We start from the raw sequence: 26,026 nt of genomic DNA, 5'->3' as shown, positions 1-26,026 counted from the left end.
TGCCCTGTCCCGGGTACGGCTAACGTCACGCTCACTTGACGAAGCCCTGTGATCTGAGCCAGTCGCGGACGACCAGCGCCGGCTCACGGCCGTCCACGTCCACCTGGGCGTTGAGCCCGCGGATCACGTCGTTGGTCAGCTTGGCGCTGATGGGGGCGAAGATCCCGGCGATCTCCGGATGGGCGTCGGCCAGTTGCCGCCGCATGGTCACCGCCGCGTTGTACAGCGGGAAGAAGTGCCTGTCGTCCTGGAGCAGCACCAGGTCGAGCGCCTCGATCCGGCCGTCCGTGGTGCTCAGCAGGGCCAGGTTGCACTCGCCGCCGGCGATCGCGCTGTACAGGACGCCGACCGACAGCCGCCGTACGTTGCCGCGGGGGATGTCCTTGCCGTATTCCAGGCCGTAGCCCCTGAGCATGCCGAGGAAGCCGTCGTCGCGGCCGAAGGCCTCGTGGTCGACGCAGAACGTACGTTGTGCGAGGGGGATCCTGGTCATGTCCGAGATCTTCGACAGGCCCCATTTCTCGGCCGTGGCGCGGGTGACGCCGATCGCGTACGTGTTGTTCAGCGGCGCGGGCGGCAGCCAGACGATGCCGTTGCGCCGCAGGTCGAGGTCGCGTACGGCCTCGTACTGCCGTTCGGCGTCCGGGATCGGGTCGGGCCGGCCGAGGTAGGTGATCCAGCCGGTGCCGGTGTACTCCCACATCAGGTCGGCCTCGTCGCGGAGCAGGGAGGCGCGGGCGTTCACGCTGCCCTGGACGTTCGTCTGGTCCTTCACGTCGGCGCCCGCCGCGGCGAGGGCCAGGACCGCGATCTTGCCGAGCACGAGCTGTTCGGTGAACTCCTTGGAGGTCACCCGGATCGTCGTGCCTTCGAGCGAGGGCAGGTGCCGGATGCTGCCCGGCTTCACGGGCGGCACGAACGACGACGCGGGCCGCAACCCGCAACCGGCCACCACCAGCAGCAGCGCGAGAAGCAGCCTGGCCCTCACGACAGCCCCTTGGGCGCCAGATAGCGCTGCGCGAGCCCGCCCAGCCAGTCGATGAGCAGCGCCAGCACCGCGATCAGCACGCACCCGGTGATCAGGACCAGGTTGCGCTGCGTGCTCACCCCGGTGGTGATCAGGTCGCCGAGCCCGCCCGCCCCGATGAACGCCGCGATGCCCGCCGTGCCCACGTTCAGCACGAGCGTCGTCCTGACGCCCGACAGGATGACCGGCGCGGCCATCGGCAGCTCGACCTTGAACAGCACCCCGGCCGCCGACATGCCGATGCCGCGCCCGGCGTCGATCAGCCGCGGGTCCACCTGTTCGAGCCCGACCATCGTGTTGCGCAGCGTGGGCAGCAGGCTGTAGGCGAACAACGCCGCCACCGCCGTCCAGAACCCGATCTGGAACAGCACCGCGAGCAGCACCACCATCCCGACCGACGGCGTGGCCTGGCCCAGGTTCGCCAGGACCATCACGAACGGCGTCGCCTTGAGCAGCGCGCGCCGGGTGAGCAGGACACCGAGCGGCAGCGCCACCGCCAGCACCAGCACCGTGGAGTAGAAGACGAGCTGGATGTGCTCCCAGGTGCGCCTGAGGATGAACGTCAGGTTGAGCGAGCCGCTCTCGATGCCGTCGAGCGGGACGACCTGCGTGTAGACGACCATCGCGACGGCCACCGCGAGATAGCACAAAGGCGGTAGGACGACGTGCCACGACCGGCCGATGTCCGGCTCCGGGGTGGTGGCCTCCTTGGCGGCGGCGCTCTCGACCGTCATGGGCTCTCGCCCCGCCGCAGGCGGCGCTCGCGTTCGCGGGACTTGATGGCCTGGATCGCGTTCTGCACCGTGCTCAGCGACAGCGCTCCCACGTACGCCTGCCGCCTGCCTATCACGGGCAGGTAGTCGGTGTCGGCGTTGAGCAGCGTCTCCAGGGCGTCCTGCAGCGTCATCCGGTGCCCGATGGAGCCGGTGATCGGTTCGCCGGTCGTGCCGATCGGGCCGCGCAGCTCTTCGAGGGCGGCCGGGGTGATCCAGCGCAGCGGCCGCCGCATGCCGTCGGTGATCACGGCGTACCCGTGCTCGTCCGGCTCCAGCCGCGTGAGCAGCTCCTGGGCGTCGGTGTCCTCGGACGCGTACGGGGCCTGGTCCAGCTCGATGTCGCCCACCTTGGTCAGGCGCAGCAGGCGCATCGAGGAGCCGCCGCCGAGGAACTGCTCGACGTACTCGCTGGCCGGGTTCGTGAGGATCTCGGCCGGTCTGGCGTACTGAACGATGTGCCCCGGGCGCTGCATGATCGCGATGTGGTCGCCGATCTTGAGCGCTTCGTCCACGTCGTGGGTGACGAAGACGATGGTCTTGGCCAGGTCGTCCTGGAGGCGGAGCAGCTCGTCCTGGAGGCGTTCGCGGGTGATGGGGTCGAGGGCGCCGAACGGCTCGTCCATGAGCAGCACGGGCGGGTCGGCGGCCAGCGCCCTGGCCACGCCGACGCGCTGCTGCTGCCCGCCGGAGAGCCGGCGCGGATAGGTCTCGCGGTACGTCTCCGGCTCCAGCCCCACCAGCGTGAGCAGCTCGTCCACGCGCTCGGCGATCCGGTCGCGCTCCCAGCCGAGCATCTTGGGGACCTGGGCGATGTTCGCGGCCACCGTCAGGTGGGGGAAGAGCCCGGCCTGCTGGATGACGTACCCGATGTGGCGTCTGAGCCGGTCGGGGTCGATGTCGCGCGAGCTGCGGCCGCCGATGAGGATGTCGCCCGAGGTGGGCTCGTCGAGGCGGTTGATCATGCGCATCGTGGTGGTCTTGCCGCAGCCCGAGGGGCCGAGCAGGACCACGATCTCGCCCGCGGGGATGTTCAGGTCCAGCTCTTGTACGGCCGGCTCGTCGCTGCCCGCGAAGCGCTTGGTCACCTTCCGCAGCTCGATCGGGACGCCGCCGGTGTTCGTTTCAGCCACCGGCAGCCGCCGGTCGTGCCCCCGGGGTGGTGAACCGGCCGATCAGGACGAAGACGCCGTCGAAGAGGAGCGCGAGGAGCGCCACCCCGATCGTCCCGGTCAGGGTGGCGTTGACCGCGTTCGCGCCGCCGAGCCTGGCCAGCCCCGAGAAGATCTGCTCACCCAGGCCAGGACCCGAGACGTACGCGGCCACCGCTCCGACCCCCATGGCGAGCTGGGTGGCGACCCTGATGCCCGTGAGGATGACCGGCCACGCCAGCGGCAGCTCCACCCTGGTCAGCGACCTGTGGCGGCTCATCCCGATGCCGCGCGCCGCGTCCACCAGCGTCGCGTCCACGCCGCGCAGCCCGACGACGGTGTTGCGGATGATCGGGAGCAGCGAGTACAGGACGATGGCGGTCACGCTCGGCGCCACTCCCAGCCCGAGCGGGGGGATCAGCAGGCCGAGCATGGCCAGCGACGGAATCGTGAACAGCACCCCGGCGCCGGCCGTCGCGAGCGCGGCGGGCCTCGGGTGACGGTAGGTCGCCACGCCGATGAGCACGCCGAGCACGGCCGCCACCAGGACGCACTGGGCGACCATGCTGGCGTGCTGGACCGTCTCGAAGAGGATGAGGTCCCATCGATCCTCGACGTACTCCCACAGGTTCATCGCCTATGGGCATAACCGTGATCGTCAACACCAAAACCCTCTGTCACCTGCGTAAACGCCATAGACGGCGTTGGGTGCGTACGAGCAGGCGGCCGAACCGCTGCCTGCCGCGGACCACGAAATGCACGCCTGGGCCCGGCGTGGCGGGCAGGTCCTTCACCCGCGCGGGGCTGGCGATCAGCTCCACGTCGTCGATGGTGACCGAGGCGGTCGGCGGCAGGATCAGCGTGGTGGAGCCCGCCGTGACGTCCAGCTCGATCTCGACTACCCGGTGGGGGATGACGGCGTCGGTGAAGTCCAGTTTCACCGGGCCCGGCCGGTTCGTCACCCGCAGCAGGCGCGGCACGACCCAGGGGCCGCGGCGCTTCAGGGTCGACGCCGAGGCGCGCAGGTCGAGCCGGTCGTGCACGGGCGCCGCCACCGGGCCGCCCGGCAGGTCGGCGACGTAGGGGTCGGCCTCGCCGAACGTCCGCGCGCCGAGTACGCCGCTCAGGCGCTGCTCGAACTCCTCGAAGGTCAGCCGCCCGTCGCCGTGCGCCGACCGCAGGCGGGCGGTGATCCGCTCGCGGTCGGCGTCGGACATCCTCGATTCGGGCGGCCGCGGAACCAAGTCTCCGCTCACACCCGCGACTCTAAGTGGCTTTCACGTTTTGGGAGTGCTCAGCCGAGGCTCAGCAGGCCCGCGTCGACCACCCGGCGGCCGAACGGGCGGGCCAGTTCGGCCAGGCGTTCGCAGCCGTCCTGGCCCAGCGCCCGGTACGCCGGCAGCGCCAGCTCGTCCGTCCGGTCCTCCACGTGCCGGCGCAGGGCCTTGCCGTCCGGGCTGAGGGTGTCGCCGTCCAGGAGGCCGCGGGCGCGCAGGCCCTCCTCGGCGGCGGCCCACTGCTCCTCGGGCCAGGCCCGGCTGATCTTGAGAAAGGGCGTGGGCACGTCACCGGTGGCCGCGTGCAGGACCAGCGCCTCCAGCGCGCCTATGCCCTCCGTGAGCAGGGTGGCCACGTGGCCGTCGCCCCTGAACTCGCGCAGCAGGGTCTGCGCGTGCCACAGCGCCATGACCGGGTCGTCGGGCCAGGGGAGCGCGGCATGGGCGGCGAACAGCGGGCGGCCCTGAGGGTGCTCGCAGGCGGCCTCGGCGGCGCGGCGGGCCAGGTCGAGGGTGGGTTCGAGGTCGGGCAGCTCGTGGACGCCCGCCCGGCGCAGGGCTTCGGCGGCCGCCTCGTGGCGGGCCTGGAGGACCTGTTCCGGGGTGACCGTGTCCCAGACGTCTTTCATGGAGCGGCGTACGAGGTCGGGGCAGAAGTTGTAGAACGTGGCGATGACCAGGTCGGCGGAGGCGCGGCCCATGGGAGCGCTTCGGGAGGCGAAATATCCGGACCTGCCGTTCAGGCCCAGCTCGGTGTAGCGCCTGCTGCCTTCCGGGACGAAATAGATCATGCCGTGCAGGGGCTCCAGGCGGCGCCAGGCGCGGCGGGCTGCGTCTTTCATGGGTCTCACGCCTCCAGGGAGTCGACGAACTGCGACATTCCGGCCAGCCAGCGGTCGGTGTCCTCGGCCTTGCGGCGGGCGTACTCCGCCACCTCGGGGTGCGGGAAGATGTGGAACCGCTCCGCGGCCAGGCCCTCGATGACGGTCGTGGCCACGTCGGCCGGGTCGAGGATGGCGCCCGAGGCGTTGACGGCCTTGGCGGTCAGGTGGTCCTCCTCGATGCCGCGTTCGAGCATGGCCGTACGCACTCCCTGCGGGCACAGGACGCTGACCTTGATGCCCTTGGAGGCGTAGTGGATGGCCAGCCACTCGGCGAACGCGATCGCCGCGGCCTTCGTGACCGCGTACGGGGCGTCGCCCGGGCAACTGATGAGGCCGGCGGCGGAGCAGGTGTTGAGGAGGTGGCCGCCGCCTCTGGCGATCATGGAGGGGATGACGGCGCGGGCGGCGTACACGTGGGAGAGCACGTTGACCGCGTACAGGCTGCTCCACTCCTGGTCGGGAGCGTCGAGGCCGTGACCGCCGATGATGCCGGCGTTGGAGCAGAACAGGTCCACGGGCCCGAACGGCGTGTCGGCGAGCGCCGCCACCTGCGCCTCCGACGAAACGTCCACCTGTACGGCGACCGCGCGGGCGCCGATCTCCTTGGCCACCGCGGTGGCGCCCACCTCGTCGAGGTCGGCCACCACCACCCCGGCCGCGCCCTCCGCGGCGAACCTGAGCGCCAGCCCGCGCCCGATGCCACTGGCCGCGCCCGTGACCACGACGACCTTGTCCTGTACCCGCATAAGCGATCCTCCTGAACCGACCAGTCGGTATCCGAACATGATTCTACTGCGGTGGGACCCGCTCAGATGAGAGGTTTCTCATCTGTGCTTCAGCGTGGTCTCCTCGAAAGGCGCCAGGGTCTACCTCATGAAACATCGGGGAACGGTGATCCTCCTCGTCCTAGGGGCGGCGGTGGCGGGGTTCTTGTCGGTGGGCCTGGTGCGGGCGGCCGAGCACGAACCCGACCTGGGCGGGCCGATCGTGGTGACCTCGTCCCCCGGCCCGAGCGGGCGGCCGATGTCCGAGCCCGCGCGCACCGGGCGGCCGGAGGCCGGTTCGAGCTCGCCCACGGGCAATGAGCCCGGCGCGACCGAAACGACCAGGGCCGAGCCCTCCAAGACCGTGCGGCCCACGCCGCGCAAGACCAAGGCCGAGCCGGTCAAGCCGCCCTCCCCGCGACCTGGTGGCGGCGGCGACGATGACGATGACGACGATGATGGTGGCGGCGGGGATGACGATGACTGATGGGGAGGTCGCATGCGGATGAGCGCCCGCGCCCGGATCGTGGGCTGGATGCTCGCCGTCGTCGGTCTCGCCCTGTCCGTCTCGATCTTCGCGACCTGGACCATCCTGCTCACCAGGCTCGACGACCGCATGACGTCCGAGCGCACCAACGAGGTGCAGAAGCTGCGGCGCTACGCCTCGACCGCGCTCGATCCCCAGACCGGGCGCGCGGTCACCGACGTCCAGGAGCTGATGACCGGCTATCTGGAGCTCAACCTGCCCGACCGGTGGGAGACCTTCCTCACCATCGTCGGCGGCGAGGTGGACAAGATGCCCGGCGTTCCGCCGCCCGTGCCCATCGACACCGACCCCGCGCTCATCGCGAAGATGGCCTCGGCCACCCGCGTGGTGAGCGACGAGTTCGAGACCGCCAGAGGAACGGTCCACTACACGGTGATCCCGGTGACCGTGTCCGGCGACGCGCGCGCCGGGCACTTCGTCGTGGCGCACTTCTACGACCTGCACCGCGACGAGATCGTCGACGCGGTGCGGGTGCTCGGGCTGTCCGCGCTGGCGGCGATGGGGCTGGCGGGCACGGCCGGCTGGTTCGTGGCCGGGCAGGTGCTGGCGCCGGTCCGGCTGGTCCGCCAGACCGCCGAGCAGATCAGCGACTCCAGCGACCTCACCCGCCGCCTCGACGCGCCGGGCGACGACGACGTGGCGGCGCTCGCGGCCACGTTCAACCACATGCTCGACCGGCTTGAGCAGGCGTTCGTCGTGCAACGGCACTTCATGGACGACGCCGGGCACGAGCTGCGCACGCCGATCACCGTCATCCGCGGCCACCTGGAGCTCATGGGCGACGACCCGGCCGAGCGCGCCGACACCCTGGCCCTGGTCACCGACGAGCTCGACCGGATGAACCGCATCGTCGACGACCTGCTCACCCTGGCCAAGTCCGAGCAGCCGGGCTTCCTGGCGCTCGACAACGTCGAGCTGGCCGACCTCACGGTCAGCGTGGTCGCCAAGGCCCGCCCGCTCGGCGAGCGCCGATGGCGGGTCGACGAGGTGGCCGAGGCCCGGTTGCCGGCCGACCGGCACCGGCTCACGCAGGCGCTCATGCAGCTCGTGGCCAACGCCGTGCGGCACACCACCGACGACGACCTGATCGCCGTCGGTTCCGCGGTCCGCGACGGGCGGGTCGAGCTGTGGGTGCGCGACAGCGGGCCCGGGGTCGCGCCCGCGGAGCGCGAACGGATCTTCGGGCGGTTCGTCAGGGGCGCCGGCCGCACCGGCGCTTACGACGGAGCCGGGCTCGGACTGGCCATCGTCCGGTCCATCGCCCAAGCCCATGGAGGCACTGTGCAGGTGACGGAGGCTCCGGGGGGTGGGGCCTGCTTCGTCATGTCCCTGCCGCTCTGGGAGCTGTGGAGGATACGTTGAACCGGATTCTGATCGCTGAAGACGAGGCCAGGATCGCCTCCTTCGTGGAGAAGGGGCTGCGGGCCAACGGCTTCGTGACGGCCGTGGTGGGAGACGGGGTCGGGGCCTACGACCTGGCCAGCGCGGGCGGGTTCGACCTGCTCATCCTGGACATCGGGCTGCCGCTCAGCGACGGCTTCACGGTGCTGCGGCGGTTGCGGGGGTCCATGGTGACCATCCCGGTGATCATCCTGACCGCCCGCGACAGCGTGAGCGACACCGTGGCGGGGCTGGAGGGCGGGGCCGACGACTACATCGCCAAGCCCTTCGCCTTCGAGGAGCTCCTGGCCCGGGTGCGACTGCGGCTGCGGGCCGACCGCACGCCCGAGGTTACCGTGCTGCGCGTCTCCGACCTGTCGCTCGACCTGCGCACCCGGCGGGCCTACGTCGGCGATCGGGCGGTCGACCTGTCCACCAGGGAGTTCGCGCTGGCGGAGATCTTCTGCCGCCATCCCGACCAGGTGCTCACCCGCGAACAACTGCTCAGCCACGTGTGGGGGTTCGACTTCGACCCCGGGTCCAACGTGGTGGACGTCTATGTGCGCTACCTGCGGCGCAAGATCGGCGCCGACCGGATCGAGACCGTCAGGGGCACCGGATACCGCATGAGAGTCGCCTAATCATCAGCTCACGGTCGCTTCACACCGCTCCTAGAGGCTGTTCACCAAGGACACTACGGAAGGAACGGTCTTGATAACCGGACTGGTGATGGATCTCGTGGCGATCATCGTGCTCGCCTACGGTCTCTACTATCGGCGTCACCATCGGCGCGACCTGCTGTTCGCCTATGTCGCGCTCAACGTGGGGATCTTCGCGGTGGTGTCGCTGCTGCTGGTGCAGCGGGTCGACATCGCCGTCGGGTTCGGATTGTTCGGCGTGCTGTCGATCATCCGGCTCCGGTCCAGCGAGATCACCCAGCAGGAGATCGCCTACTACTTCGTGGCGATCGTGCTGGGGCTCGTCAACGGCATCGCGGGGGCGTGGCCGCTGACGGCGCTGCTGCTCAATGGGGTGCTGCTGGGGGTGATGTACCTCGCCGACCACCCCGGCCTCCTCGGCCGCACCCGGCACCAGCTCGTGACGCTCGACGTCGTGCACGCCGACCCCGACCTGCTGCGGGTGGACCTGGAGAGCCGGTTGCGGGCGCGGGTGCTGCACTGCGTGGTCACCCAGGTCGACTACGTACGCGACGTGACGGTGGTCGACGTGCGCTACGTGGTCCCGAACCCGCGCGTGGGGGTGCGGTGATGGCGAGGCTCGACGCGGATGTGCTGCTCGCCGGGGTGGCGGCGGCTGTGCCGCCGATCGGGCTGGCGGAGGTGCCGGAGCTGATGAGCCGGGTCGACTGCAAATACCTGGTGCCGGCCGCGACCATGGCCCGGCTCGCGGGGGAGCTGGGTGATCGGTTCAGCGCCCTGGAGATCGGGGGGCTGCGGCAGTTCCGTTACTCCTCGACCTACTTCGACACGCCTGAGCTGCTCACCTTTTACCAGCATCGCCAGGATCGGCGGCGCAGGTTCAAGGTGCGGACGCGTACCTATCTGGACGGGGGCGGCCGATGGCTCGAACTCAAGCTCAGCGGCGCGCGCGGGCTCACCGACAAGCACCGCATCCCGTACGACGACGCGCCCGGCGAGACGCTCACCGGAGAGGCGCTCGACTTCGTCCGCGACACCCTGCTCGGCGAGCTGCGCCTGATCGCGCCAGAGACGCTGGGGCCGGTGCTGTCCACGGACTACAAGCGGGTGACGCTCATCGACCGGTCCGGCGCGGCCCGGCTGACCTGCGACACCGGCCTGCTGTGCCGCGACGGCCGGCGCAGCTCGCCGGCTCGCGGTGACCTGGTGCTGCTGGAGTCGAAGTCGGCGGACGGGCGGGCGGAGGCCGACAAGGTGCTGCGCCGCATGGGGGTGCGGCCGGTCAACGTGAGCAAATACTGCCTCGCGGTGGCCGCACTGCGCGACCTGCCCGCCAACCGGTGGCACCCGGTGCTCCAGCGCTACCTCACCCACCGGCCGGACCTTCGGGGGCATGCGGTACGGCAGGGGCGTACGCGGCGATCTGGGCCGATTGGGGTCTGGGGTTGCTGGAGTGGCGGCGGAATGTCCTATTTTGATGGCATAGTGGGCGGCCATGAACGAGGGCGACTGGGACCTGGTTGATCCCACCGACCGCGCTGAGATCGCCGAGGACGTACGCCTGCACGTGGCCATCGGGCGTTCCGGCTTCGAGCAGGTGCTCCACGGCGTCGTCGAGAGCCGGCTGGACGAGATCGACGATCAGGCCCTGCTGGAGCGGGGTGTCCGGGATCTCGTGGCGCGGGAGTTCGCCGGCCATCTCGCCGCGCAGGCGACGTGGCCGGCGGTCACGGACGGCGATCGGCTGAGCATGGCGATGCTGGATCTGGCCATGGCGGGGATCGTCGCGCGAGAGCATTACACCTGCTGCACCGGGTGCGGGGTGGGGGAGATCAGGCGGGAGGCCGGGGACGTTTCCGGTGCTCGGGGCTATGTCTTCTACCATCAGCAGGACGCCGAACGGGCGGCTGGGGGTGGGGACGTCTACCTGGCGTTCGGAGCTCACACAGCCGACGCCCCGTCACCCAGCGTGCCCGGCGACACGAATCGGCCTCAGACCGACGGGTCCGGCGGCGCGGACGGTGCTGGGGTCGGTGGGTTCGGCGGCGTGGCTGGTGTGGGGCTCGGTGGTTCCGGCGAAGCGGATGGCGCTGGGGCTGGCGGGTCCGGCGATGTGGGTGAGGTTCGGGCCGGCGGGGTCGAGGACCGTGATGAGGTCATTGGGGGAGAGATCGTGCGGGTGCTCCGGGGGCGGGGACTTGGAGTGGAGTGGAGCGGAGACGTGGGACAGCGCATTCGCGTGAGGATGGACTGGCGGCGGCGGCGTTTCGGGTGGCTGGCGGAGTATCCGGGGTCCGGCGTGGAGGGTGAGCCTGTGGATGGGCTGCGGGTCACCTACTGCGACAACGCGTCCGTTTCGCGGGAGGAGCCGGTGGTGATGTCGGGGCAGGAGTGCCGGGATCTGATGCTCTGGATGACTCCCCGGGACGGCAACTTCATCTGCTACGAGGGGCGGTCGGGGAGCGTGCTGCAGTTCGCCTGGGAGCGGGGCATCCGGCTCTGGGCGGAGACGCCCGACGTGGTGAGGCAGCGATCCTTGGGGCGGCATGTGCGGGTGGACGAGGCGCTGGCGATGATCGCGGCGCTCGCCGAGGAGGACCGGATCACACTGCGAGACCTCGGCGAACTCCAGGAGGTCTCATGGACGTGACCAGGTAAGAGATTTCAGCCGAGCCGGGGGCGGTCGTGGGTCGGCCGGGTTTGGGCGGCCGGGGGTTGATCGGGTGTCGGTCGAGCGGTGGTGGGGCGGACGTAGCTCGCGGGTCTGGTTCGGGCGTGGGGCTGCCGGGCCCAGAGCGGGTGTGGGGGTGTGGGCTTGGGTTAGGTGGAACTGCTGAGTTTGGGTCGGGCGGGGGGTTGTCGGTTCAGGGCGGGGTTGGCGGTCGGGTCTGGGGCGGCTGATGGGTGTGGTGGGCGAACCACCCGTTTGACCTGCGGGAACTCGACAATGGGTGGGTGCGGTGATAGGCAGGTAAGGGACCTGTGAATTTGAGCGGTCATTTCCGTTGGGGCGGGGAAACGAGCTGCTTGTGGCTAAAAGGGATAACCCTCGTGCTTGAGCGCATCCATGAGATAACGGGTGTCTTGCTGAGTGCGGATGAGTATCTGGACGACTTCTGGCCGAACTTTCGGAACATCGATGAGGTGTTCTGGAAGCTTGAGCGGATTCAGAGCTTCCGGGAGGCCGGGCAGGCCAGCTGGGTCGCGATGATGGCGGGGGACTGGGAGCGGTCTCTCAAGCTGATCGACGATGAGCGGGGCGGGGCGTACGAGCGGGGGAGTTTCGTGCGTCGCCGGATTCGGGTCGTTGAGGAGCCCATCACGCCCTACCTGCAGTGGGAGATGCATGTGCTGGCGCTGCGGGTGGCCGACGCTGAGCAGGTGCGGGTGCTGGACGCCGGGGAGGTGGCCGAGCTCGAGGTCGGGCGGCGGCTGCCTGAGCTGGTCGTGCTCGGGACGTCGGTCATGTACGAGGTGACGTACGACGCGGCGGGCACGCACAGTGGCGCGCGGCGGATCGATGATCGGGATGTGATCGCGGCCTGCCGGGGTGAGCTCGACAAGTTGTTCTCTGTTGGGGAGGACTTCCGGACCTACTACGAGCGTGAGATCGTGCCGTTGCCCGCCCCGCGAATGACCGTTTGACGCGGGGCGGGGAGAGGGCTGGGTGGAGTGGCCGTCTGACGCGCGCTGAGGGTCGGAGCCGTTTGAGGCGTGCCCAGGGCCGGAGCGTCTGAGGCGTGCCCAGGGCCGGAGTGGCCGTTTTGTGTAGGCCGTGGATTGGAATGTCCTCCCCGTGCGAAGTCCTTCCGCCGCGCCGAGTTCTCCCGGATGGTGGTGAGGTTCTTGTGGCGGAGGGTCCTTCTGGGCGCGCGGTGAGGAGGTTCCCTCTGGGCGCGCGGTGATGAAGGTTCCGTGGTGGGTTCCCTTGGGCGGCGGGGGAACGGTCTGCGGGTGGGTTCCTTCTGGGTGGGTGGGGTTACAGGGGGAGGCCGCCGGTGGCGGTGCTGGTGGAGCCGGTGGACTGGTAGGCGGCGATGGTGCGTTCGGCAATGCGCATCTGGTGGATCTCGTCGGCGCCGTCGGCGAAGCGGGCCCAGCGGGCGTGCTGGAACATGTTGGCCAGCGGGGTGTCCGTGGAATAGCCCAGTGCCCCGTGGACTTGGATCGCGCGGTCCACGATGCGGTTGAGGCTGCCGGCCACGAAGTGCTTGGCCATGGAGACCTCCGTACGGAAGTCCTCGCCCTTGTCGATCTTCGAGGCGGCGTGCAGCACCATCAGCTTGCACTGATAGAGCTCCATTGCCGAGTCGGCGATCATCCACTGGATGCCCTGCTTCTCGGCCAGCAGCGAGCCGTGGCTGTAGCGGTTGAGGGCGCGGTCGACCATCATGTCCAGGGCCGTCTCCGCCTGGGAGATCCAGCGCATGCAGTGGGCCAGGCGGGCCGGGCCGAGGCGATACTGCCCCAGGCGGTGGCCGTTGCCGCGGCCTCCGAGGATCTGGTCGTCGGTCAGGCGCAGGTCCTTGATGACGATCTCGCTGTGGCCCGTGGAGCCGTGCATCGTCTCGACCTCGCGTACGTCGATCCAGCCCGGGTTGGGCAGGTCCACGAGGAACGCGGTGTTGGCGCCGCGCGAACCCGCCGGCACGTCCGGCTCGGTCCTGGCGATGAGGATGGCGAAGTTGGCGCGGCGGGCGTTGGAGATGAACCATTTGTGGCCGTTGATCACCCACTCGTCCCCGTCGCGTACGGCCTCGGTACGGATCAGGGTGGGGTCGGAACCGGCCACCTCGGGCTCGGTCATGGCGAAGCAGGACATGCTCACGCCGTCCAGCAGCGGCCGCAGATACTTCTCCTTCTGCTCATCTGTCGCCCAATGCAGCAGGGTGTGCATGTTGCCCTCGTCGGGCGCACTGCAGTTGAGCACCCACGGGCCGACCCGGGTCTTGGCCGCCTCCGACTGCACCATCGCCAGCTCCACGTGGCCCAGGCCCATGCCGCCCCATTCCTTCGGCATGTGGGGCAGCCAGAGGCCCTCCGCCTTGGCCTGCGTGCGCAGGCGGAAGATCGTGCGGAGGTATTCGTCCCGATCGTCCTCCTTCACCTGCTCCATGGCCGGCATGACCGTGCCCTGGATGAAGGCCCGGACCCGCTTGCGGATCTCTTCGTGCTCGGGCGCGAGGGTGAAATCGATGGCCATATTTCTCCTTAAATAGTGGAAGCTGCTGGGTAGTGGCAGGCCAGCCAATGGTCCTCGCCGACCTGCCTGATCTGGGGCTCCTCCTCGGCGCAGCGCGCGGCGGCACGCGGGCAGCGCGTACGGAACCGGCACCCCGTCGGCGGGCTCACCGGGGACGGCGGCTCGCCGCTGATCAGGGTGTCGGCCGGGGGCAGGTCCAGGCCGCCGCCGGGAATCGAGGCGATCAGCGCCCGCGTGTACGGATGCGCCGGACGGCTGATCAACTCCGCGCTCGGCGCCAGTTCGCACACCTTGCCCAGGTACATGACCAGGATCCGGTCACTGACGTTCTTCACCACGGCCAGGTCGTGGGCGATGAAGACGAGCGTGAGCCGATACCGATCCTTGAGGTCCTCCAGCAGGCCCAGGATCTGAGCCTGTACGGAGACGTCCAGCGCCGACACCGGCTCGTCGCAGATCACCACCTCCGGATCCAGGATCAGGGCCCTGGCGATGGAGATGCGCTGACACTGCCCGCCGGAGAACTCGTGCGGACGCCGTACCGCCGCCGTTGCAGGGTCGAGCCCGACCGCCTCCAGGACCTCGTCGACCCGGTCGCCGGGCAGGTTCCACACGCGGGGGCCCTCGCCGACGATCTCGCGGACGCGGCGGCGGGGGTTGAGCGAGGAGATCGGGTCCTGGAAGATCATCTGGAGGCGGCGGCGGGTCTGGCGCAGCGCCTCGCCGCTCAGGGCGGTCAGCTCCACGCCGTCGAGCCGGACCGAGCCCGCGCGGGGCGGCGGGAGCTGCACGAGCGCCCTGGCGGCGCTCGACTTGCCGCAGCCGGACTCGCCGACGATGCCGAGCGTCTCGCCGCGCGCCAGGTCGAAGCTCACCCCGGACACCGCCCTCACGGTACGGCCGCGGCCTGCGGGGAACTCCACGACCAGATCCTCCACCCGCAGCAGCACCTCGTCACGGGCACGCAGGTGGGCACTTCCGCTACCGGCCACGGTGATCAGCCCTTCCTGTCACGATTTCGGATGTCTTTGCGGGAAGGGGCGGTGGTCGTGAGCGGCCTCCGTCCCGTCGTCGGCAGTAAAGAGATGGGAGCGGTCGGTGAGGGGGTGGGAGGGCTCGGCTTCGGCCGCCGCCGGTAAAGACGTGGCCGCCGGGAAAGCGAGGGGCGTGGCCGGGCGGGGGTGCCAGCAGGCGTAGCGGTGGCCGTCCTCGAACAGCGGGGGCGCCTCGCGTTCGCACCGCTCCTGCGCGTACCCGCACCGCGCCCGGAACGCGCACCCCGGCGGCAGATCCACCAGGTCCGGCGGCCGGCCGGGGATGACGCGCAGCCGGTGGTGCACCGGGTCGGTCAGCTTCGGCGCGGCCTGCAGCAGCGCCTCCGTGTACGGCATCCGCGGCCGCTCGAACACCTCCGCCGCCGGCCCCCGTTCCACCACCTTGCCCGCGTACATGACGATCACCTCGTCCGCCCACCGGGCCACCACGGACAGGTCGTGGCTGACCAGCACCACCGCCATGTCCCGCTCCTCCCGGAGCTGGTGCAGCAGCCGCAGCACCTGGTCCTGGATGGTCACGTCGAGCGCGGTCGTGGGCTCGTCCGCGAACAGCACGTCGGGCCCGCACGACAGCGCCATCGCGATCGTCACCCGCTGCCGCATCCCGCCCGAGAGCTGGTGCGGGTAGCGGCGCAGCATGCGTACGGGATCGGGGATCCCGACCGAGGCCAGGAGCCGGACGGCCGCGCCGCGCGCCTCCCGCCGCCCCATGCCCAGGTGCACTCGCAGCGGCTCCGTCACCTGCGTCCCGATCGTCCTGACCGGGTTGAGCGCGGTCATCGGGTCCTGGAACACGGTCCCGAGCCGGGGCCCGAGCACCGAGCGCATCTCCTCGGGGCTGTAGCCGGTGAGGTCGTCGCCCGACAGGTACACGTTCCCGCCCCTGACCGAGCTGCCGGGCAGGAGTCCCAGGATGGAGCGGATCAGCATGGACTTGCCCGACCCCGACTCCCCGACGATGGCCAGGGTCCTGCCGCGTTCGAGGGTGAAGGAGACCCCGTCCACGGCCTTGACGACGCCGCGCGGGGTGTCGAAGTGGGTGCGCAGGTCCTCCACCTGCAGCAGGCAGTCGCGGATCGGGTGCGTGGTGGCGGGCAGCTCGGTGGGGGCGGCCTGGCGTACCGGCTCCAGGCCGCTCTCCCGCACGTCCGTCAGGGACCGCAGCCGGTCGCCCACCAGGTTGAACGAGAGCACGGTCAGGAACATGACCACCGAGGGGGCCAGCACCACGTGCGGCGCGGTCTCCATGAGCGTGCGGCCCTCGTTGATCAGGCCGCCCCAGGTCGGCGTGGGCGCCTGGACGGACAGGCCGAGAAAGGCCAGGCTGCCCTCGGCGACCACGACCACGGCCATCCCGACGAACGCGTACGACGCCGCGGGAACCGCCACATTGGGCACGATCTCCCGCCACAGAATCCGCCGGTCACGGGTGCCGAGGACGCGGGCGGCCAGCACGAACTCGCGCTCGGCGAAGGTGAGGGTGGCGCCCCGGATGAGCCGGACCCACGAGGGCACCCCGAGCACGCCGAGGACGATGAGCACGTTACGCAGGTTGGCGCCGGCGAAGGCCACCACGGCCAGCGCGAAGACCAGCGCAGGGAACGCCTGCGCCACGTCGTTGACCGCCATGATGACCGCGTCCGTGGCCCGCCGACGGTACCCGGCCAGGATGCCGAGCGGGGCGCCGATGCCCAGGCCCAGCAGGACGGCGCCGATGCCCACGCCGAGGGAGACGCGGGCGCCGTACACGACTCTGCTGAGCATGTCGCGGCCGAGCCCGTCGGTCCCGAACGGATGCGCGGCGCTGGGCCCGGACTGTGGCGGGCCGGAGAGCGTCTCGTCGTAGCGGGGAAAGGGCAGCACGTCGGCGAGGAGCGCGGCGAGCAGCACCAGCCCGATCCAGCCGGTCGCGAGCCAGAAGCCCCATCCGAGGCGCCTACGCACGACGGATCCTGGGGTCGACGGCGGCGTACACCAGGTCCACCGCGAAGTTGACCACCACGTAACCCACGGAGATCAGCACGACGCCCCCCTGAACCGTCAGGTAGTCGCGGGAGAAGATGGAGTCGACGATGAGCCGCCCGACGCCGGGCAGGCCGAAGAGGGTCTCGATGATCACCGTGCCGCCGATGAGCGCGCCCAGGTTGAGGCCGATGGCGGTGATCAGGGTGATCGCGGACGGGCGCAGCGCGTGCCGCCACAGGATGCGGCGCGGTGACAGGCCGCGCGCGCGGGCCAGCGTGATGTAGTCCTCCTGGAGGGTGGCGATCAGGTCGGTACGCAGCAACCGCGCGTACACCGCCAGTTGCCCGCACCCGAGCGTGACCGCGGGCAGGATCACCGAGGTGAGATTCCACCCCAGATCCAGCGAAATGGGAGTCCACCCGGTCGCGGGCAGCACCTGCCAGGTGACCGCGAAGACGAGGATCAGCAGCACGCCGAGCACGAAGACGGGCGTGGACAGCAGCGCGAAGCTGAGCGCGGTGAGCGCCTGGTCCAGGGCCTGGCCGGCCCGGCGGGCAGCGGCTACGCCCACCGGGACGGCCAGCCCGAGCGCGATGATCTGCGCCGCGGCCAGCAGCTCCAGGGTGACCGGCAGCCGCTCGGCCAGCTCGTCGGCCACCGGCACCCTGGTGATGTAGGAGTCGCCGAAGTCGCCGCCGGCCAGGCCGCCGACCCAGTCGAGATAGCGCACCAGCAGCGGCTGGTCCAGCCCGAGCTCCTGGCGGAGCTGCGCGCGGGCCTCCTCCGTCGCCGACAGGCCCAGGATCTGCGTGATCGGATCGCCGGGCAGCAGGTTGAGCAGCACGTACGACAGGAACGTCACCACGAGCAGCACCACGACGAGCCGGACCAGCCGGTGCAGGATGATCACCGCTGGCTGACCCAGAGCTGCGTGAACGGGTGGTACGGAATGGGCGAACCGGTCAGCGGCAGCCCCTTCTCACCGTCGGGCAGCACGTGCTCGCCGATGCCGCGCACCTTCGTCTTGGCCACGATGGCGCCGATGTTGAGGTGGTCGATGAACACGAACGGCACGAGCTGCCGCAGCCGCTCCTGCACGGTTCCGTACGCCTGCTTGCGCGCGGCCTCGTCCGGGTTGGTCCGCCCGATGTCGAACGCGCTGCTCAGCTTGGCGTCCTTGAGCCGGGTGAAGTTGAGCGAGACGGCGCCGATGGGCTTGGCGTACGCCTGGTGCATCCAGATGTACTCGCCGTCGGGGTCGGGCGCGGAGAACTGGGTCCACACGGTGACCGCGAAGTTGCCCGTGACGGCCCGGTTGATCAGGTCGGCCTGGTCGGCCTGCTTGATCGACGCCTCGACGCCGGCCTTGCGCCACATGTCCTGGGCCAGCTCGACGCCCTGCATGGTGTTCGGGTCGGGGGTGGACAGCAGCTCGAAGCGGATCGGGCCCTTCTCCGTCTCCACCTCCTTGATCAGGGCGGCCGCCTTGGCCGGGTCGTAGTCGGGGTAGCCGCCGCCGGCGTACCACTTGGAGTCGCCGGCCCAGGGCCCGTCGGCCGGCTTGGTCAGCCCGCCGCGCAGGGTCGAGATGACGGTCTTGCGGTCGGTGGCGTAGGCGAGGGCCTGGCGGACCCGTACGTCGTCGAGCGGGGGCACGGCGGTGTTGAGCATGAACATGTACTCGGGCACGGCCATGCCCTGCGCCCGGTGCACGGTGTAGGCGTCCTTCTGGCCGCCGAACTTGGTGATGTCCTCGTCGCGGGCGGTGCCCATGGCGTCGATCCCGCCGGCTTCGAGCGTCTGCGCGCGGGTCTGGCTGTCGGGCAGGATCCGGAACTCGATCTCGTCCAGGTACGGCAGGCCCTGCCGCCAGTAGCGCGGGTTTCGGGTGACGACCATGCGGTTGTCCGGGACGTACTCCTTGAAGATGAACGCCCCGGTGCCCACCGGTTTGAGGCTGGCCGCCTTGGGGTCGTTCAGGGAGGCGGGCGGGATGATCATGCCGGTCTGGGTGGTCAGGTAGTACGGGAAGGCCACCCACGGCTGGTTCAGCCTCACCTTGACCGTCATCGGGCCGGCCAGCTCGAACGACTTGATCGGCACGAACACGGCCGCGGTCAGCGGCGAGACCTTCTGCGCCTCCAGGTTGGCCTTGACGATGTCACCGGTCAGCGCCATGCCGTCGGAGAACGAGATGCCGGACCTGACCTTGATCGTCCACTCGTCGTACGTCTTGTTGGGGGTGAGCGACTCGGCCAGGTACGGCTTCCAGTCGCCGTTGGCGTCCACGCTCACCAGCGCCTCGATGATCGAGCCTGCCATGCTGTAGCTCTGGGCCGCGAACTGGTCGGTGACCGGGTTGAACCCGTTGGCGTCCGCGCTGAGCGCGTAGACCAGGCGCCCGCCCTGAGCCGGGCCTGTCCCGGCCGCGCTGGGCCGCTGCGGTTGTTCGACCGGCCGCTGGCCGCTGCACGACAGCAGCAGCATCGTGGCCAGCAACAGCGTGGCCGGTGTACTCCAGCGTCTCATCCACGCCTCCTCCCGGTATTTCCCCCGAGAGTCAATTTCACCGATAGTACTATCGGTGAAAAACCGCACAAGAGCCACGGGAGAATCGTTACGGAGGGGGAGGGGGCATCAATGACGGGCACGCCGCTCACCAGGAGCGAGGCCAAAGACCTGACCAGGCGCAAGCTCATCCGCGCCGCGCTGGCGATCCTCGACGAGGAGGGTGAGGCCGGCCTGACCACGGTCCGGGTGGCGAAGGCCGCCGGCATCGCGCAGTCCAGCTTCTACGTGCACTTCAAGGACCGGCAGGAGCTGCTGCGGGTGCTCGCGGAGGAGGGTGGCGCGCGGCTGCTCGGGTCGATGCGGCAGGCGCGGCGCAAGGCCCGGGAGGCGCCCGACGACCTCGAACGGCACCGCGAGACGTTCCGCATCCCGCTGGAGGCGATCTGCCGGCATCCCGAGCTGCTGCGGATCCAGCTCAGGGCCCGGTACGATCCGTCGTCGTCGCTGCGGGACTTCGCGGTGGAGACGGCGGCCGCCTACCGCGATCATCATGCCGCTGACCTGGCCGCTCTTGGCTATACGGCGGACAACGAGCGGGATCGGCGGCGGCTGGAGATGATCGCCGAGGGGATCAACGCGGCCACCAACGCGCTGGCGATGGGGCATTTGGAGGGGCGTTACCCCGACTTGGAGGAGGCGGCCGACATCCTGACCGCCTTGTCACGGGGTGCTCTGCGGCTGTTGCGTTCCACCTCCAAGCCCGCGGGCGACTGACCGCGCCGCACTTCGGCACAGGTCCCTTTGGAAACAGGGCGGCCTTAAGGGATGGTCGCGGCGGCCGGAGGGGGGCCGCCGCGACCGGGAGGGTCAGGGGCTGACGGTGGTCGCCAGGGTGGTGATCTGGTCTTCGGTCAGGCGGCCGTCGGCCACGACGGTGACGACCCGCCTGGTCAGTGCCGTCTCGACGACCAGCGGGGTGTCCCAGGCCAGTGCCTGCCCGACCCCCGGATAGCCCTCCACCCGCACGAACCACGGATCGCCGTCCGCCTGCACGAAGACGAGCGTCCAGTCCCGCCCCTCGGGCGTGGTGCCGGACATCGCCACCCACGGCCCATCACTCCCGTGCACGACCGGCTCGTCCCCGGGCAGCGTGACCCGGTCCGTCGAGGTGCCGGGCGCGCGCCAGAAGAAGCCGCCGTACCCGGCCCCAGGCCGGCCCTTGGTGGCCGAGCTCTGGATCGTCAGCGGCGCCCCGGTCAGGTTGGTGAGCGTGAACGCGAAGTCCAGCGCCCACGCGTCCCCGACCGGCCGCGCCGTGACCGTGCGCTCCTCGCGGGCCATCACGAGACCCCCGGGCCCGACCCACTCCAGCTCCTCGACGAACCCGTCGTCGTCCAGCCGGGTGAACGACACGTGCCGCTGCGTGCCGTGATCCTCCAGCCAGGTCGGCCCCTGGTCCTTGACGAAGGTCCGGCCGCCCCAGAAGTTCGCGCCGCCCAGGTCGGAGATCGCCACCCCGACCCCCAGGTGGTGCACGTGGTCCTCGGGGCGGACCTCGGTGACCGTGACACCGCCGAGGGTGCGTACCTCGTGCAGGTAGGGGCGGGGCGAGTCGGTGACGGGCAGGTCGGGGCTCAGCTCGTACGCCGCCACCTCCGTCCCGGACACCAGCAGCCCCACCCGCGCCCACGGGGCGCCGAGCTCGGAGTAGAGCGCCAGTTCCTCCGCGCTGCGGTCGGTCAGCTCGGCCACGCCGGGCAGCACCCTGCCGACGACCGCGCCCTCGCCGTCCCGCGTCACGACCTGGTGCCGCTCGGGGATCGGCACCGGCTCGGGAGCCAGCCGCACCGCGTCCAGCACCCGCGTGAACGCCTCGGTGCGGGCCAGCGGGACCAGCAGCTCCGCACCCGTGCGGATGTGGTCGATGAGATTCTCCAGCAGGCCGGTACGCGAGTGCACGGTCGTCGTGACCGAGCCGTCCGCGAGCTCGACCTTGAGCCGGTCCTGGGTGTACGTGAGCGTGGCCCGGCCCCGGTCACCGTGCACGACCAGGTACGGCTCGTGCCGCTCAGGCGCGCACAACGTCACCGCGATCGTGATCACCAGCCCGTCGGCCAGCCGCACGCGCACGCAGGACGTGTCGTCCGACTCGATCGGGAAGGCGTGGTACAGCTCGGTCTCGATCTCCGCGATCGGGCTGTCGGCCAGCGCGAGCGCGGTCGCGACGGCGTGCGCGAACGGGTTGGTCAGCGCCCCGTCCACCACGTCCACGCCGTTCAGCCGGCGCCGCCCCGACCAGGGGGAACGGGTGAAGTAGGACGTGGGCCGCTCCCAGGCGCCCGCGCCGCCGATGCCGCGCACCCGCCCGAGCGCCCCGCTCGCGATCAGCTCGCGCAGCGCGGGAACGGCCTCGGAGCCCAGCGACTGGAACCCGACCTGGCAGGCCAGCCCGGTCTCGGCCACCGCCGCGGCGATCTTGGCGTGCGCCTCGGGGTTGGCCGCGGGCGGCTTCTCCAGCAGCACGTGCGAGCCGGCGCGCAACGCGGTCACCGCGAGGTCGGCGTGCGTCTGGATCGGCGTGCAGATGATCGTGATCTCCGCGCCGGTCTTCTCGATCAGCTCGGCCAGGTCGGACGACTGCAGCGGTGTGCCGAAGTCCACCTCGACCGGCCGCAGGTCGCAGATCCCGGCCAGTTCGATCTCGCCGAGATCGCTCAGCATGCGCAAATGGGCCAGGTGATGCCGGCCGTGCCCCTGCGCCCCGGCCAGGACGACCTTCACCGGTGCCGCCATCACGACCACCTCAGCCCGAGCCCGGCGTGCCCGCCCGAGCGCAGCACGCCACCGGCGATCTCCACCGGGTACGGCTCCGCCAGCAGCCCCAGCCGCCCGAACGACGCGTCCTCCACGTCCTCCACCATGACCGGCAGCGGCAGGCTCAGCGCGAGCTGCCCGGACACCTCGCTCAGCAGGTGCGGATAGACCGGCACGTCAAAGGTCCTGGCCAGCTCCACGATCCGCAGGAACGGCGTGATCCCGCCGACCCGCACCACGTTCGGCTGCACCACGTCGCACGCGCCCGCCGTCAGCAGGTCGCGGAAGCCGTAGGTGGTGTAGACGTTCTCGCCGACCGCGATCGGCACGTCGATGGAGCGGCGCAGCTCCACGTGCGCGGCCACGTCGTCGGCCGGCAGCGGCTCCTCGATCCAGTGCAGCCCGAACTCCCGCAGCGCGGCCAGCGCCCGCCGGGCCCGGTGCAGGTCCCAGCGCTGGTTGGCGTCGATCATCAGCAGCCGGTCGGGCCCGATGACCTCGCGCACCGCGGCCACCCGCGCCACGTCCTCGGCCAGGTCGGGACGGCCGACCTTGATCTTGACGCCGCGGTGGCCCGCGGCCACCCAGCGCCTGGCCTGCTCGGTCAGCTCGTCCAGGGAGTAGTGCAGGTTGACGCCGCTGCCGTAGACCGGGACCTCGTCGCGCCGCCGCCCCAGCACGTCGGCCAGCCCTTCGCCGCCGCAGCGCAGGTCCCACAGCGCCAGGTCGATCCCGGCCAGCGCGATCGTGGTGATCCCGCCGGGGCCGGCCTCGCGCAGGTGCCGCCACAGCCGGTCCCACACCACCTCGGGGTGCGCGGGCAGCCCGATGAGGGCCTCGCGCAGGTCGTGGTCGAGCAGCGCCTTGACGGCGTGCGCGCCGATCTGCGGCGTCCACGAGAACCCGGTCCCCGTCCGCCCGTCCTTCAGCGTGACGTGGGTGACGATGACGTGGTTGGCGGGTACGTCCGCGCCCCAGGGGCGGGGTAGTGGTGCGGTGCGCAGCTCGGTACGCAGATCCGCGATCGTCATGACGCGGCCAGCTCCAGCCCGGTCTTGATCAGCGCCTCCAGCTCTTCCAGGTGCTCGTCGGACACCTCCACCAGCGGCGGGCGCACGGTGCCCACGTCGAGGCCGCGCAGCCGTACACCGGCCTTGACCAGGGCGACGGGGTAGCCGGGGACCTTGCCGCGGAGCCGTACGAGGGGGGCGTAGAACTCGGTGAGCAGCCGCTCGTCGCCACGCAGATAAGCCAGTGCGATCTCCGGCGCGAACGCGAACACCGCGCTCGAATACAGCTCGACGCCGATGCCCCGGTAGGCGGGCATGGTCAGCTCGGCCGTCGGCAGCCCGTTGAAGAACAGGAAGTCCGGGTACGCCTCCCGCACCTCCAGCACGGTGCGCTGCATACGGTCGATGTCGCCCAGGCCGTCCTTGAGCCCGATCACCCCGGGGATGCCCGCCAGCGCGACCACGGCCTCAGGCTCCAGCACCACCGAGCCACGCTGATAGACGATCACCGGCAGCACCTCGGCCACCGCCCGTACATAAGCCTCGAAACCCTGCCTTGGCCCCTGAGCCAGGTACGGCGGCATCAGCAACAGTCCGTCGGCGCCCGCGTCCCGCGCGGCCCGCGCCTGGTTGAGCGCCGCGCCGAGCGGCCCGCCCGCCCCCGCCAGCACCGGCACCCGGCCGGCCACGACCTCGGTCGTCACCCGCACGGCCCGCGCGTGCTCGGACTCGGAAAGGGCCGAGAACTCGCCGGTGCCGCAGGCCACGAACACCCCGCCGGGACCATGCTCCATGCCCTGCCCGACGTGCTCGGCCAGCACCTGCTCGGCGAGGGTGCCGTCGGCGTCGAAGGGGGTCACGGGGAAGAACAGCACACCGCTGAGATTCATCAGGATTCCTTGAGTTCGTTGCGCCAGGTGCGCTTGGGCTGCCAGCCGAGCAGGCGTTCTGCCTTGGCGGTCGAGAAGGCGGGGGTGGTGCCGGTGAGCCCGGACGCGAGCGCCTCGGTGCCGGGAACGACCTGGGGTAGCAGGTCGGCCAGCGGTTTTCTGGCCAGCGCGTCGGCCGCGCCGGCGAAGAAGACCTCACCGTTCGGCAGCTCGGGCAGCGCCTCGGAGAGCACGGCGATCATCTCGGCGGCGTCGCGGGAGTCGATGTAGTTGAACAGCGACACCCCGCCCAGCTCCGGCCGGTCCAGCCGCTCGCGCACCGTGTGCCCGGACTGCGTGGGCGCGCCCGCCCACTCCTCGGGTGGGATCACGAAACACGGCCGCACCGCGGCCAGCTTCGTGCCGCCCGCGACGGCGAACGCCTTCATGGTCTGTTCCGCCACCACCTTGGACAGGTTGTAGGCGTTCCAGGGGCGGACCGGGTGCTCTTCGTCGATCGGCAGGTACGCCGGCGCCCAGCCGCCGGGCGCGCCGTACCCCATGACCGTGGGGCTGCTCGCCACCACCACACCCGCCACGCCCAGGGCCACCGACGCCTCGCACACGTTGAACGCGAGCTGCGTGTTGACCTTGTAGATCACCGATTCCGGGAAGCTGAACGGCGTCGCGATCGCGGCGAGGTGGATCACCGATTCCGGGCGGAATCTGGCGATCACCTCGAACGCCTCTCCCGTGTCGGTGAGGTCGGCGGGTAAGGTGACCGCTGCCTCTTCCGGGGTTCCGGGGGCGCGATCGACGCCTATGACCTCGTGCCCGGCCGCCGCGAGCGTGCTGACCACGCTGCGGCCGAGGCGTCCTGCGCTTCCGGTGACGAGGACTCTGCTCACCGTGAGGGGCTCCTTCAAGACTGCAAACAGTTGCACTAAACCTTCTTGTCCGGAAGGGTGAGGCGTCAAGAGGCGATTTGGTTACCGCCTCTCTAGCTGCGGGTTCCCGAAGCCTTCCGGGGCCGGGGCGTGCGGCAAGCGCTTTCATCGTACTCATGGGTTCTGCAAGCGGTTGCGTTAGGGTGGGCGGCTGTGACAGTGACGATTCGTGATGTGGCCCGGGCCTCCGGAGTGCATGTATCGACCGTTTCGCGGACGTTCTCCGCGCCGCACATGGTGAACGCGGCCACGCGCACCAGGGTCATGGCGGTGGCCGAGGAGCTCGGATACCGGCCCAACCGCGCGGCCAGGGCGCTCACGACCGGGCGTACCCACAACCTCGGCCTGATCGTGGCCGACATCGCCAATCCGTTCTTCCCGCCACTGATCAAGGCCGCGCACGCGGCCGCCCGGCAGCGCGACTACCACCTGTTCGTGGCCGACACCGACGAGGAGCCGGCCGCCGAGGAGGAGTTGGTGCAGGCGTTCTCCAAGCAGGTGGACGGCGTGGTGCTGTGCAGCCCGCGCTCGTCCAACAAGGCGCTGGAGCGGCTGGCCGAGCGGGTGCCGTTCGTGGTGATCAACCGGCGGCTGCGCGGCGCGGCGACCGTGCTGATGGACGTCGGGCACGGCGCCAAGCTGGCGGTCCAGCACCTCGCGGGGCTGGGGCATCGGCGCGTCGCGCTGGTGTCGGGACCCGCCGGTTCGTGGACGAGCGCGGAGATCCGTACGGCCGCCGAACAGGTGCCGGGCGTCGACCTCGTCGTCGTCGGGCCGAACGCGCCCACCGAACGCGGTGGCTACGCCGCGGCCGGCCGGGTGCGGGACGCCAAGGTGACCGGCGTGCTGGCCTACAACGACCTGGTGGCCATCGGGCTCATCGAAGGGCTCGGCGACCTGGGGCTGAGCGTGCCCGCGGACGTCAGCGTGGTCGGGATCGACGATATCGTTCCCGGGCGGCTGAGCCGTCCCAAACTCACCACGGTGGCCATGCCGACGGCGGCCGCCGGGCGGCTGGCGGTCGATCTGCTCATCCAGGAGGTGACCGCCACCACCTCGCTGGAGACCAGGCTCGTGATCAGGGACTCCACCGCTGCTCCACGATAGGGCGGGTTCTGCAAACGGTTGTAACAAATGCAGCCGAAAATCATCTGACTTCTTCGGAAGTCGAGGCTCTAACCTGCGGAAAC

At 70.5% G+C, this 26,026-nt stretch carries 25 protein-coding genes; 9 read left to right on the top strand and 16 right to left on the bottom strand.

The window, feature by feature from the left end; all coding sequences use genetic code 11:
* Nucleotides 1–31: 31 nt before the first annotated feature.
* The 7 genes from C4V41_RS13520 to C4V41_RS13490 are packed head-to-tail and all read right to left on the bottom strand — an operon-like array spanning nucleotide 32 to nucleotide 5,858.
* Nucleotides 32–988 (bottom strand): glycine betaine ABC transporter substrate-binding protein, encoded by a 957-nt coding sequence (locus C4V41_RS13520; RefSeq protein WP_103956164.1) that lies wholly within the window; start codon nucleotides 986–988, stop codon nucleotides 32–34.
* Entirely contained in the window at nucleotides 985–1,761 is a 777-nt protein-coding gene (locus C4V41_RS13515) for an ABC transporter permease (protein WP_103956163.1), read from the bottom strand. The genes C4V41_RS13520 and C4V41_RS13515 overlap by 4 nt, the downstream gene beginning before the upstream one ends.
* Nucleotides 1,758–2,933, bottom strand: coding sequence for an ATP-binding cassette domain-containing protein (locus tag C4V41_RS13510; protein ID WP_200823947.1), 1,176 nt, complete (start codon nucleotides 2,931–2,933; stop codon nucleotides 1,758–1,760). The genes C4V41_RS13515 and C4V41_RS13510 overlap by 4 nt, the downstream gene beginning before the upstream one ends.
* Nucleotides 2,926–3,585, bottom strand: coding sequence for an ABC transporter permease (locus C4V41_RS13505; protein ID WP_103956161.1), 660 nt, complete (start codon nucleotides 3,583–3,585; stop codon nucleotides 2,926–2,928). Before C4V41_RS13505 ends, C4V41_RS13510 begins: the two co-directional genes overlap by 8 nt.
* Nucleotides 3,586–3,628: 43 nt before the next feature.
* Nucleotides 3,629–4,207, bottom strand: a complete 579-nt coding sequence (locus C4V41_RS13500) for a DUF1707 SHOCT-like domain-containing protein (protein WP_146103644.1) — start codon at nucleotides 4,205–4,207, stop codon at nucleotides 3,629–3,631.
* A 38-nt stretch (nucleotides 4,208–4,245) separates the two neighbouring features.
* On the bottom strand, nucleotides 4,246–5,070 hold the full coding sequence (locus C4V41_RS13495) for an SCO6745 family protein (RefSeq protein ID WP_103956159.1): 825 nt from the start codon (nucleotides 5,068–5,070) through the stop codon (nucleotides 4,246–4,248).
* Between the two features lie 5 nt (nucleotides 5,071–5,075).
* Nucleotides 5,076–5,858 carry an SDR family oxidoreductase gene (locus C4V41_RS13490; RefSeq protein WP_103956158.1) on the bottom strand — a complete coding sequence of 261 codons (783 nt, stop codon included), beginning with the start codon at nucleotides 5,856–5,858 and terminating at the stop codon, nucleotides 5,076–5,078.
* 127 nt (nucleotides 5,859–5,985) lie between these two features.
* On the opposite strand from C4V41_RS13490, the gene C4V41_RS13485 reads away from it, so the two are divergent.
* The 7 genes from C4V41_RS13485 to C4V41_RS13455 all read left to right on the top strand — a co-directional run bounded on the left by C4V41_RS13485 (nucleotide 5,986) and on the right by C4V41_RS13455 (nucleotide 12,107).
* Nucleotides 5,986–6,363 carry a hypothetical protein gene (locus C4V41_RS13485; protein WP_146103643.1) on the top strand — a complete coding sequence of 126 codons (378 nt, stop codon included), beginning with the start codon at nucleotides 5,986–5,988 and terminating at the stop codon, nucleotides 6,361–6,363.
* A gap of 12 nt (nucleotides 6,364–6,375) precedes the next feature.
* Nucleotides 6,376–7,785, top strand: coding sequence for a sensor histidine kinase (locus tag C4V41_RS13480; protein ID WP_200823946.1), 1,410 nt, complete (start codon nucleotides 6,376–6,378; stop codon nucleotides 7,783–7,785).
* Nucleotides 7,782–8,444 (top strand): response regulator transcription factor, encoded by a 663-nt coding sequence (locus C4V41_RS13475; RefSeq protein WP_103956156.1) that lies wholly within the window; start codon nucleotides 7,782–7,784, stop codon nucleotides 8,442–8,444. Before C4V41_RS13480 ends, C4V41_RS13475 begins: the two co-directional genes overlap by 4 nt.
* An 88-nt stretch (nucleotides 8,445–8,532) precedes the next feature.
* Nucleotides 8,533–9,072 carry a DUF4956 domain-containing protein gene (locus C4V41_RS13470; RefSeq protein WP_103956155.1) on the top strand — a complete coding sequence of 180 codons (540 nt, stop codon included), beginning with the start codon at nucleotides 8,533–8,535 and terminating at the stop codon, nucleotides 9,070–9,072.
* Nucleotides 9,072–9,986: a polyphosphate polymerase domain-containing protein gene (locus C4V41_RS13465; protein WP_103956154.1), complete on the top strand. Its 915-nt coding sequence runs from the start codon at nucleotides 9,072–9,074 to the stop codon at nucleotides 9,984–9,986. The genes C4V41_RS13470 and C4V41_RS13465 overlap by 1 nt, the downstream gene beginning before the upstream one ends.
* Complete coding sequence (locus C4V41_RS13460) at nucleotides 9,958–11,112, top strand: DUF6891 domain-containing protein (RefSeq protein WP_103956153.1); 1,155 nt, start codon at nucleotides 9,958–9,960, stop codon at nucleotides 11,110–11,112. Before C4V41_RS13465 ends, C4V41_RS13460 begins: the two co-directional genes overlap by 29 nt.
* Before the next feature lie 401 nt (nucleotides 11,113–11,513).
* Nucleotides 11,514–12,107, top strand: a complete 594-nt coding sequence (locus C4V41_RS13455) for a DUF6879 family protein (RefSeq protein WP_103956152.1) — start codon at nucleotides 11,514–11,516, stop codon at nucleotides 12,105–12,107.
* A 334-nt stretch (nucleotides 12,108–12,441) separates the two neighbouring features.
* On the opposite strand, the gene C4V41_RS13450 is transcribed toward C4V41_RS13455, so the two are convergent.
* The 5 genes from C4V41_RS13450 to C4V41_RS13430 are packed head-to-tail and all read right to left on the bottom strand — an operon-like array spanning nucleotide 12,442 to nucleotide 19,214.
* Entirely contained in the window at nucleotides 12,442–13,665 is a 1,224-nt protein-coding gene (locus C4V41_RS13450) for an acyl-CoA dehydrogenase family protein (protein ID WP_103956151.1), read from the bottom strand.
* A gap of 8 nt (nucleotides 13,666–13,673) precedes the next feature.
* Complete coding sequence (locus C4V41_RS13445; RefSeq protein ID WP_103956150.1) at nucleotides 13,674–14,657, bottom strand: ABC transporter ATP-binding protein; 984 nt, start codon at nucleotides 14,655–14,657, stop codon at nucleotides 13,674–13,676.
* 18 nt (nucleotides 14,658–14,675) lie between these two features.
* On the bottom strand, nucleotides 14,676–16,664 hold the full coding sequence (locus C4V41_RS64170; RefSeq protein WP_103956149.1) for a dipeptide/oligopeptide/nickel ABC transporter permease/ATP-binding protein: 1,989 nt from the start codon (nucleotides 16,662–16,664) through the stop codon (nucleotides 14,676–14,678).
* Nucleotides 16,657–17,595, bottom strand: a complete 939-nt coding sequence (locus C4V41_RS13435) for an ABC transporter permease (protein ID WP_103956148.1) — start codon at nucleotides 17,593–17,595, stop codon at nucleotides 16,657–16,659. Before C4V41_RS13435 ends, C4V41_RS64170 begins: the two co-directional genes overlap by 8 nt.
* Nucleotides 17,592–19,214: an ABC transporter substrate-binding protein gene (locus C4V41_RS13430; RefSeq protein WP_103956147.1), complete on the bottom strand. Its 1,623-nt coding sequence runs from the start codon at nucleotides 19,212–19,214 to the stop codon at nucleotides 17,592–17,594. Before C4V41_RS13430 ends, C4V41_RS13435 begins: the two co-directional genes overlap by 4 nt.
* 111 nt (nucleotides 19,215–19,325) lie before the next feature.
* On the opposite strand from C4V41_RS13430, the gene C4V41_RS13425 reads away from it, so the two are divergent.
* Complete coding sequence (locus tag C4V41_RS13425) at nucleotides 19,326–19,970, top strand: TetR family transcriptional regulator (protein ID WP_103956146.1); 645 nt, start codon at nucleotides 19,326–19,328, stop codon at nucleotides 19,968–19,970.
* A 93-nt stretch (nucleotides 19,971–20,063) separates the two neighbouring features.
* Here C4V41_RS13425 and C4V41_RS65810 read toward each other — a convergent pair whose 3' ends face one another.
* The 4 genes from C4V41_RS65810 to C4V41_RS13405 are packed head-to-tail and all read right to left on the bottom strand — an operon-like array spanning nucleotide 20,064 to nucleotide 24,797.
* Complete coding sequence (locus C4V41_RS65810) at nucleotides 20,064–21,989, bottom strand: DUF6807 family protein (RefSeq protein ID WP_103956549.1); 1,926 nt, start codon at nucleotides 21,987–21,989, stop codon at nucleotides 20,064–20,066.
* Entirely contained in the window at nucleotides 21,989–23,041 is a 1,053-nt protein-coding gene (locus tag C4V41_RS13415) for a mandelate racemase/muconate lactonizing enzyme family protein (RefSeq protein WP_103956145.1), read from the bottom strand. Before C4V41_RS13415 ends, C4V41_RS65810 begins: the two co-directional genes overlap by 1 nt.
* Nucleotides 23,038–23,910 carry a 5-dehydro-4-deoxyglucarate dehydratase gene (locus tag C4V41_RS13410; RefSeq protein ID WP_103956144.1) on the bottom strand — a complete coding sequence of 291 codons (873 nt, stop codon included), beginning with the start codon at nucleotides 23,908–23,910 and terminating at the stop codon, nucleotides 23,038–23,040. Before C4V41_RS13410 ends, C4V41_RS13415 begins: the two co-directional genes overlap by 4 nt.
* Nucleotides 23,910–24,797: an NAD-dependent epimerase/dehydratase family protein gene (locus tag C4V41_RS13405; RefSeq protein WP_103956548.1), complete on the bottom strand. Its 888-nt coding sequence runs from the start codon at nucleotides 24,795–24,797 to the stop codon at nucleotides 23,910–23,912. Before C4V41_RS13405 ends, C4V41_RS13410 begins: the two co-directional genes overlap by 1 nt.
* A 192-nt stretch (nucleotides 24,798–24,989) precedes the next feature.
* On the opposite strand from C4V41_RS13405, the gene C4V41_RS13400 reads away from it, so the two are divergent.
* The gene (locus tag C4V41_RS13400) at nucleotides 24,990–25,943 is read left to right on the top strand and encodes a LacI family DNA-binding transcriptional regulator (protein ID WP_200823945.1); all 954 of its coding nucleotides are present in this window, start codon (nucleotides 24,990–24,992) and stop codon (nucleotides 25,941–25,943) included.
* The last annotated feature ends 83 nt before the right edge of the window (nucleotides 25,944–26,026 follow it).

Source organism: Nonomuraea solani (genome assembly GCF_900108335.1).
Lineage (GTDB): Bacteria > Actinomycetota > Actinomycetes > Streptosporangiales > Streptosporangiaceae > Nonomuraea > Nonomuraea solani.
The sequence above is the reverse complement of the archived record's forward strand: the minus strand, read 5'-3'. Positions and strand labels throughout refer to the sequence as shown.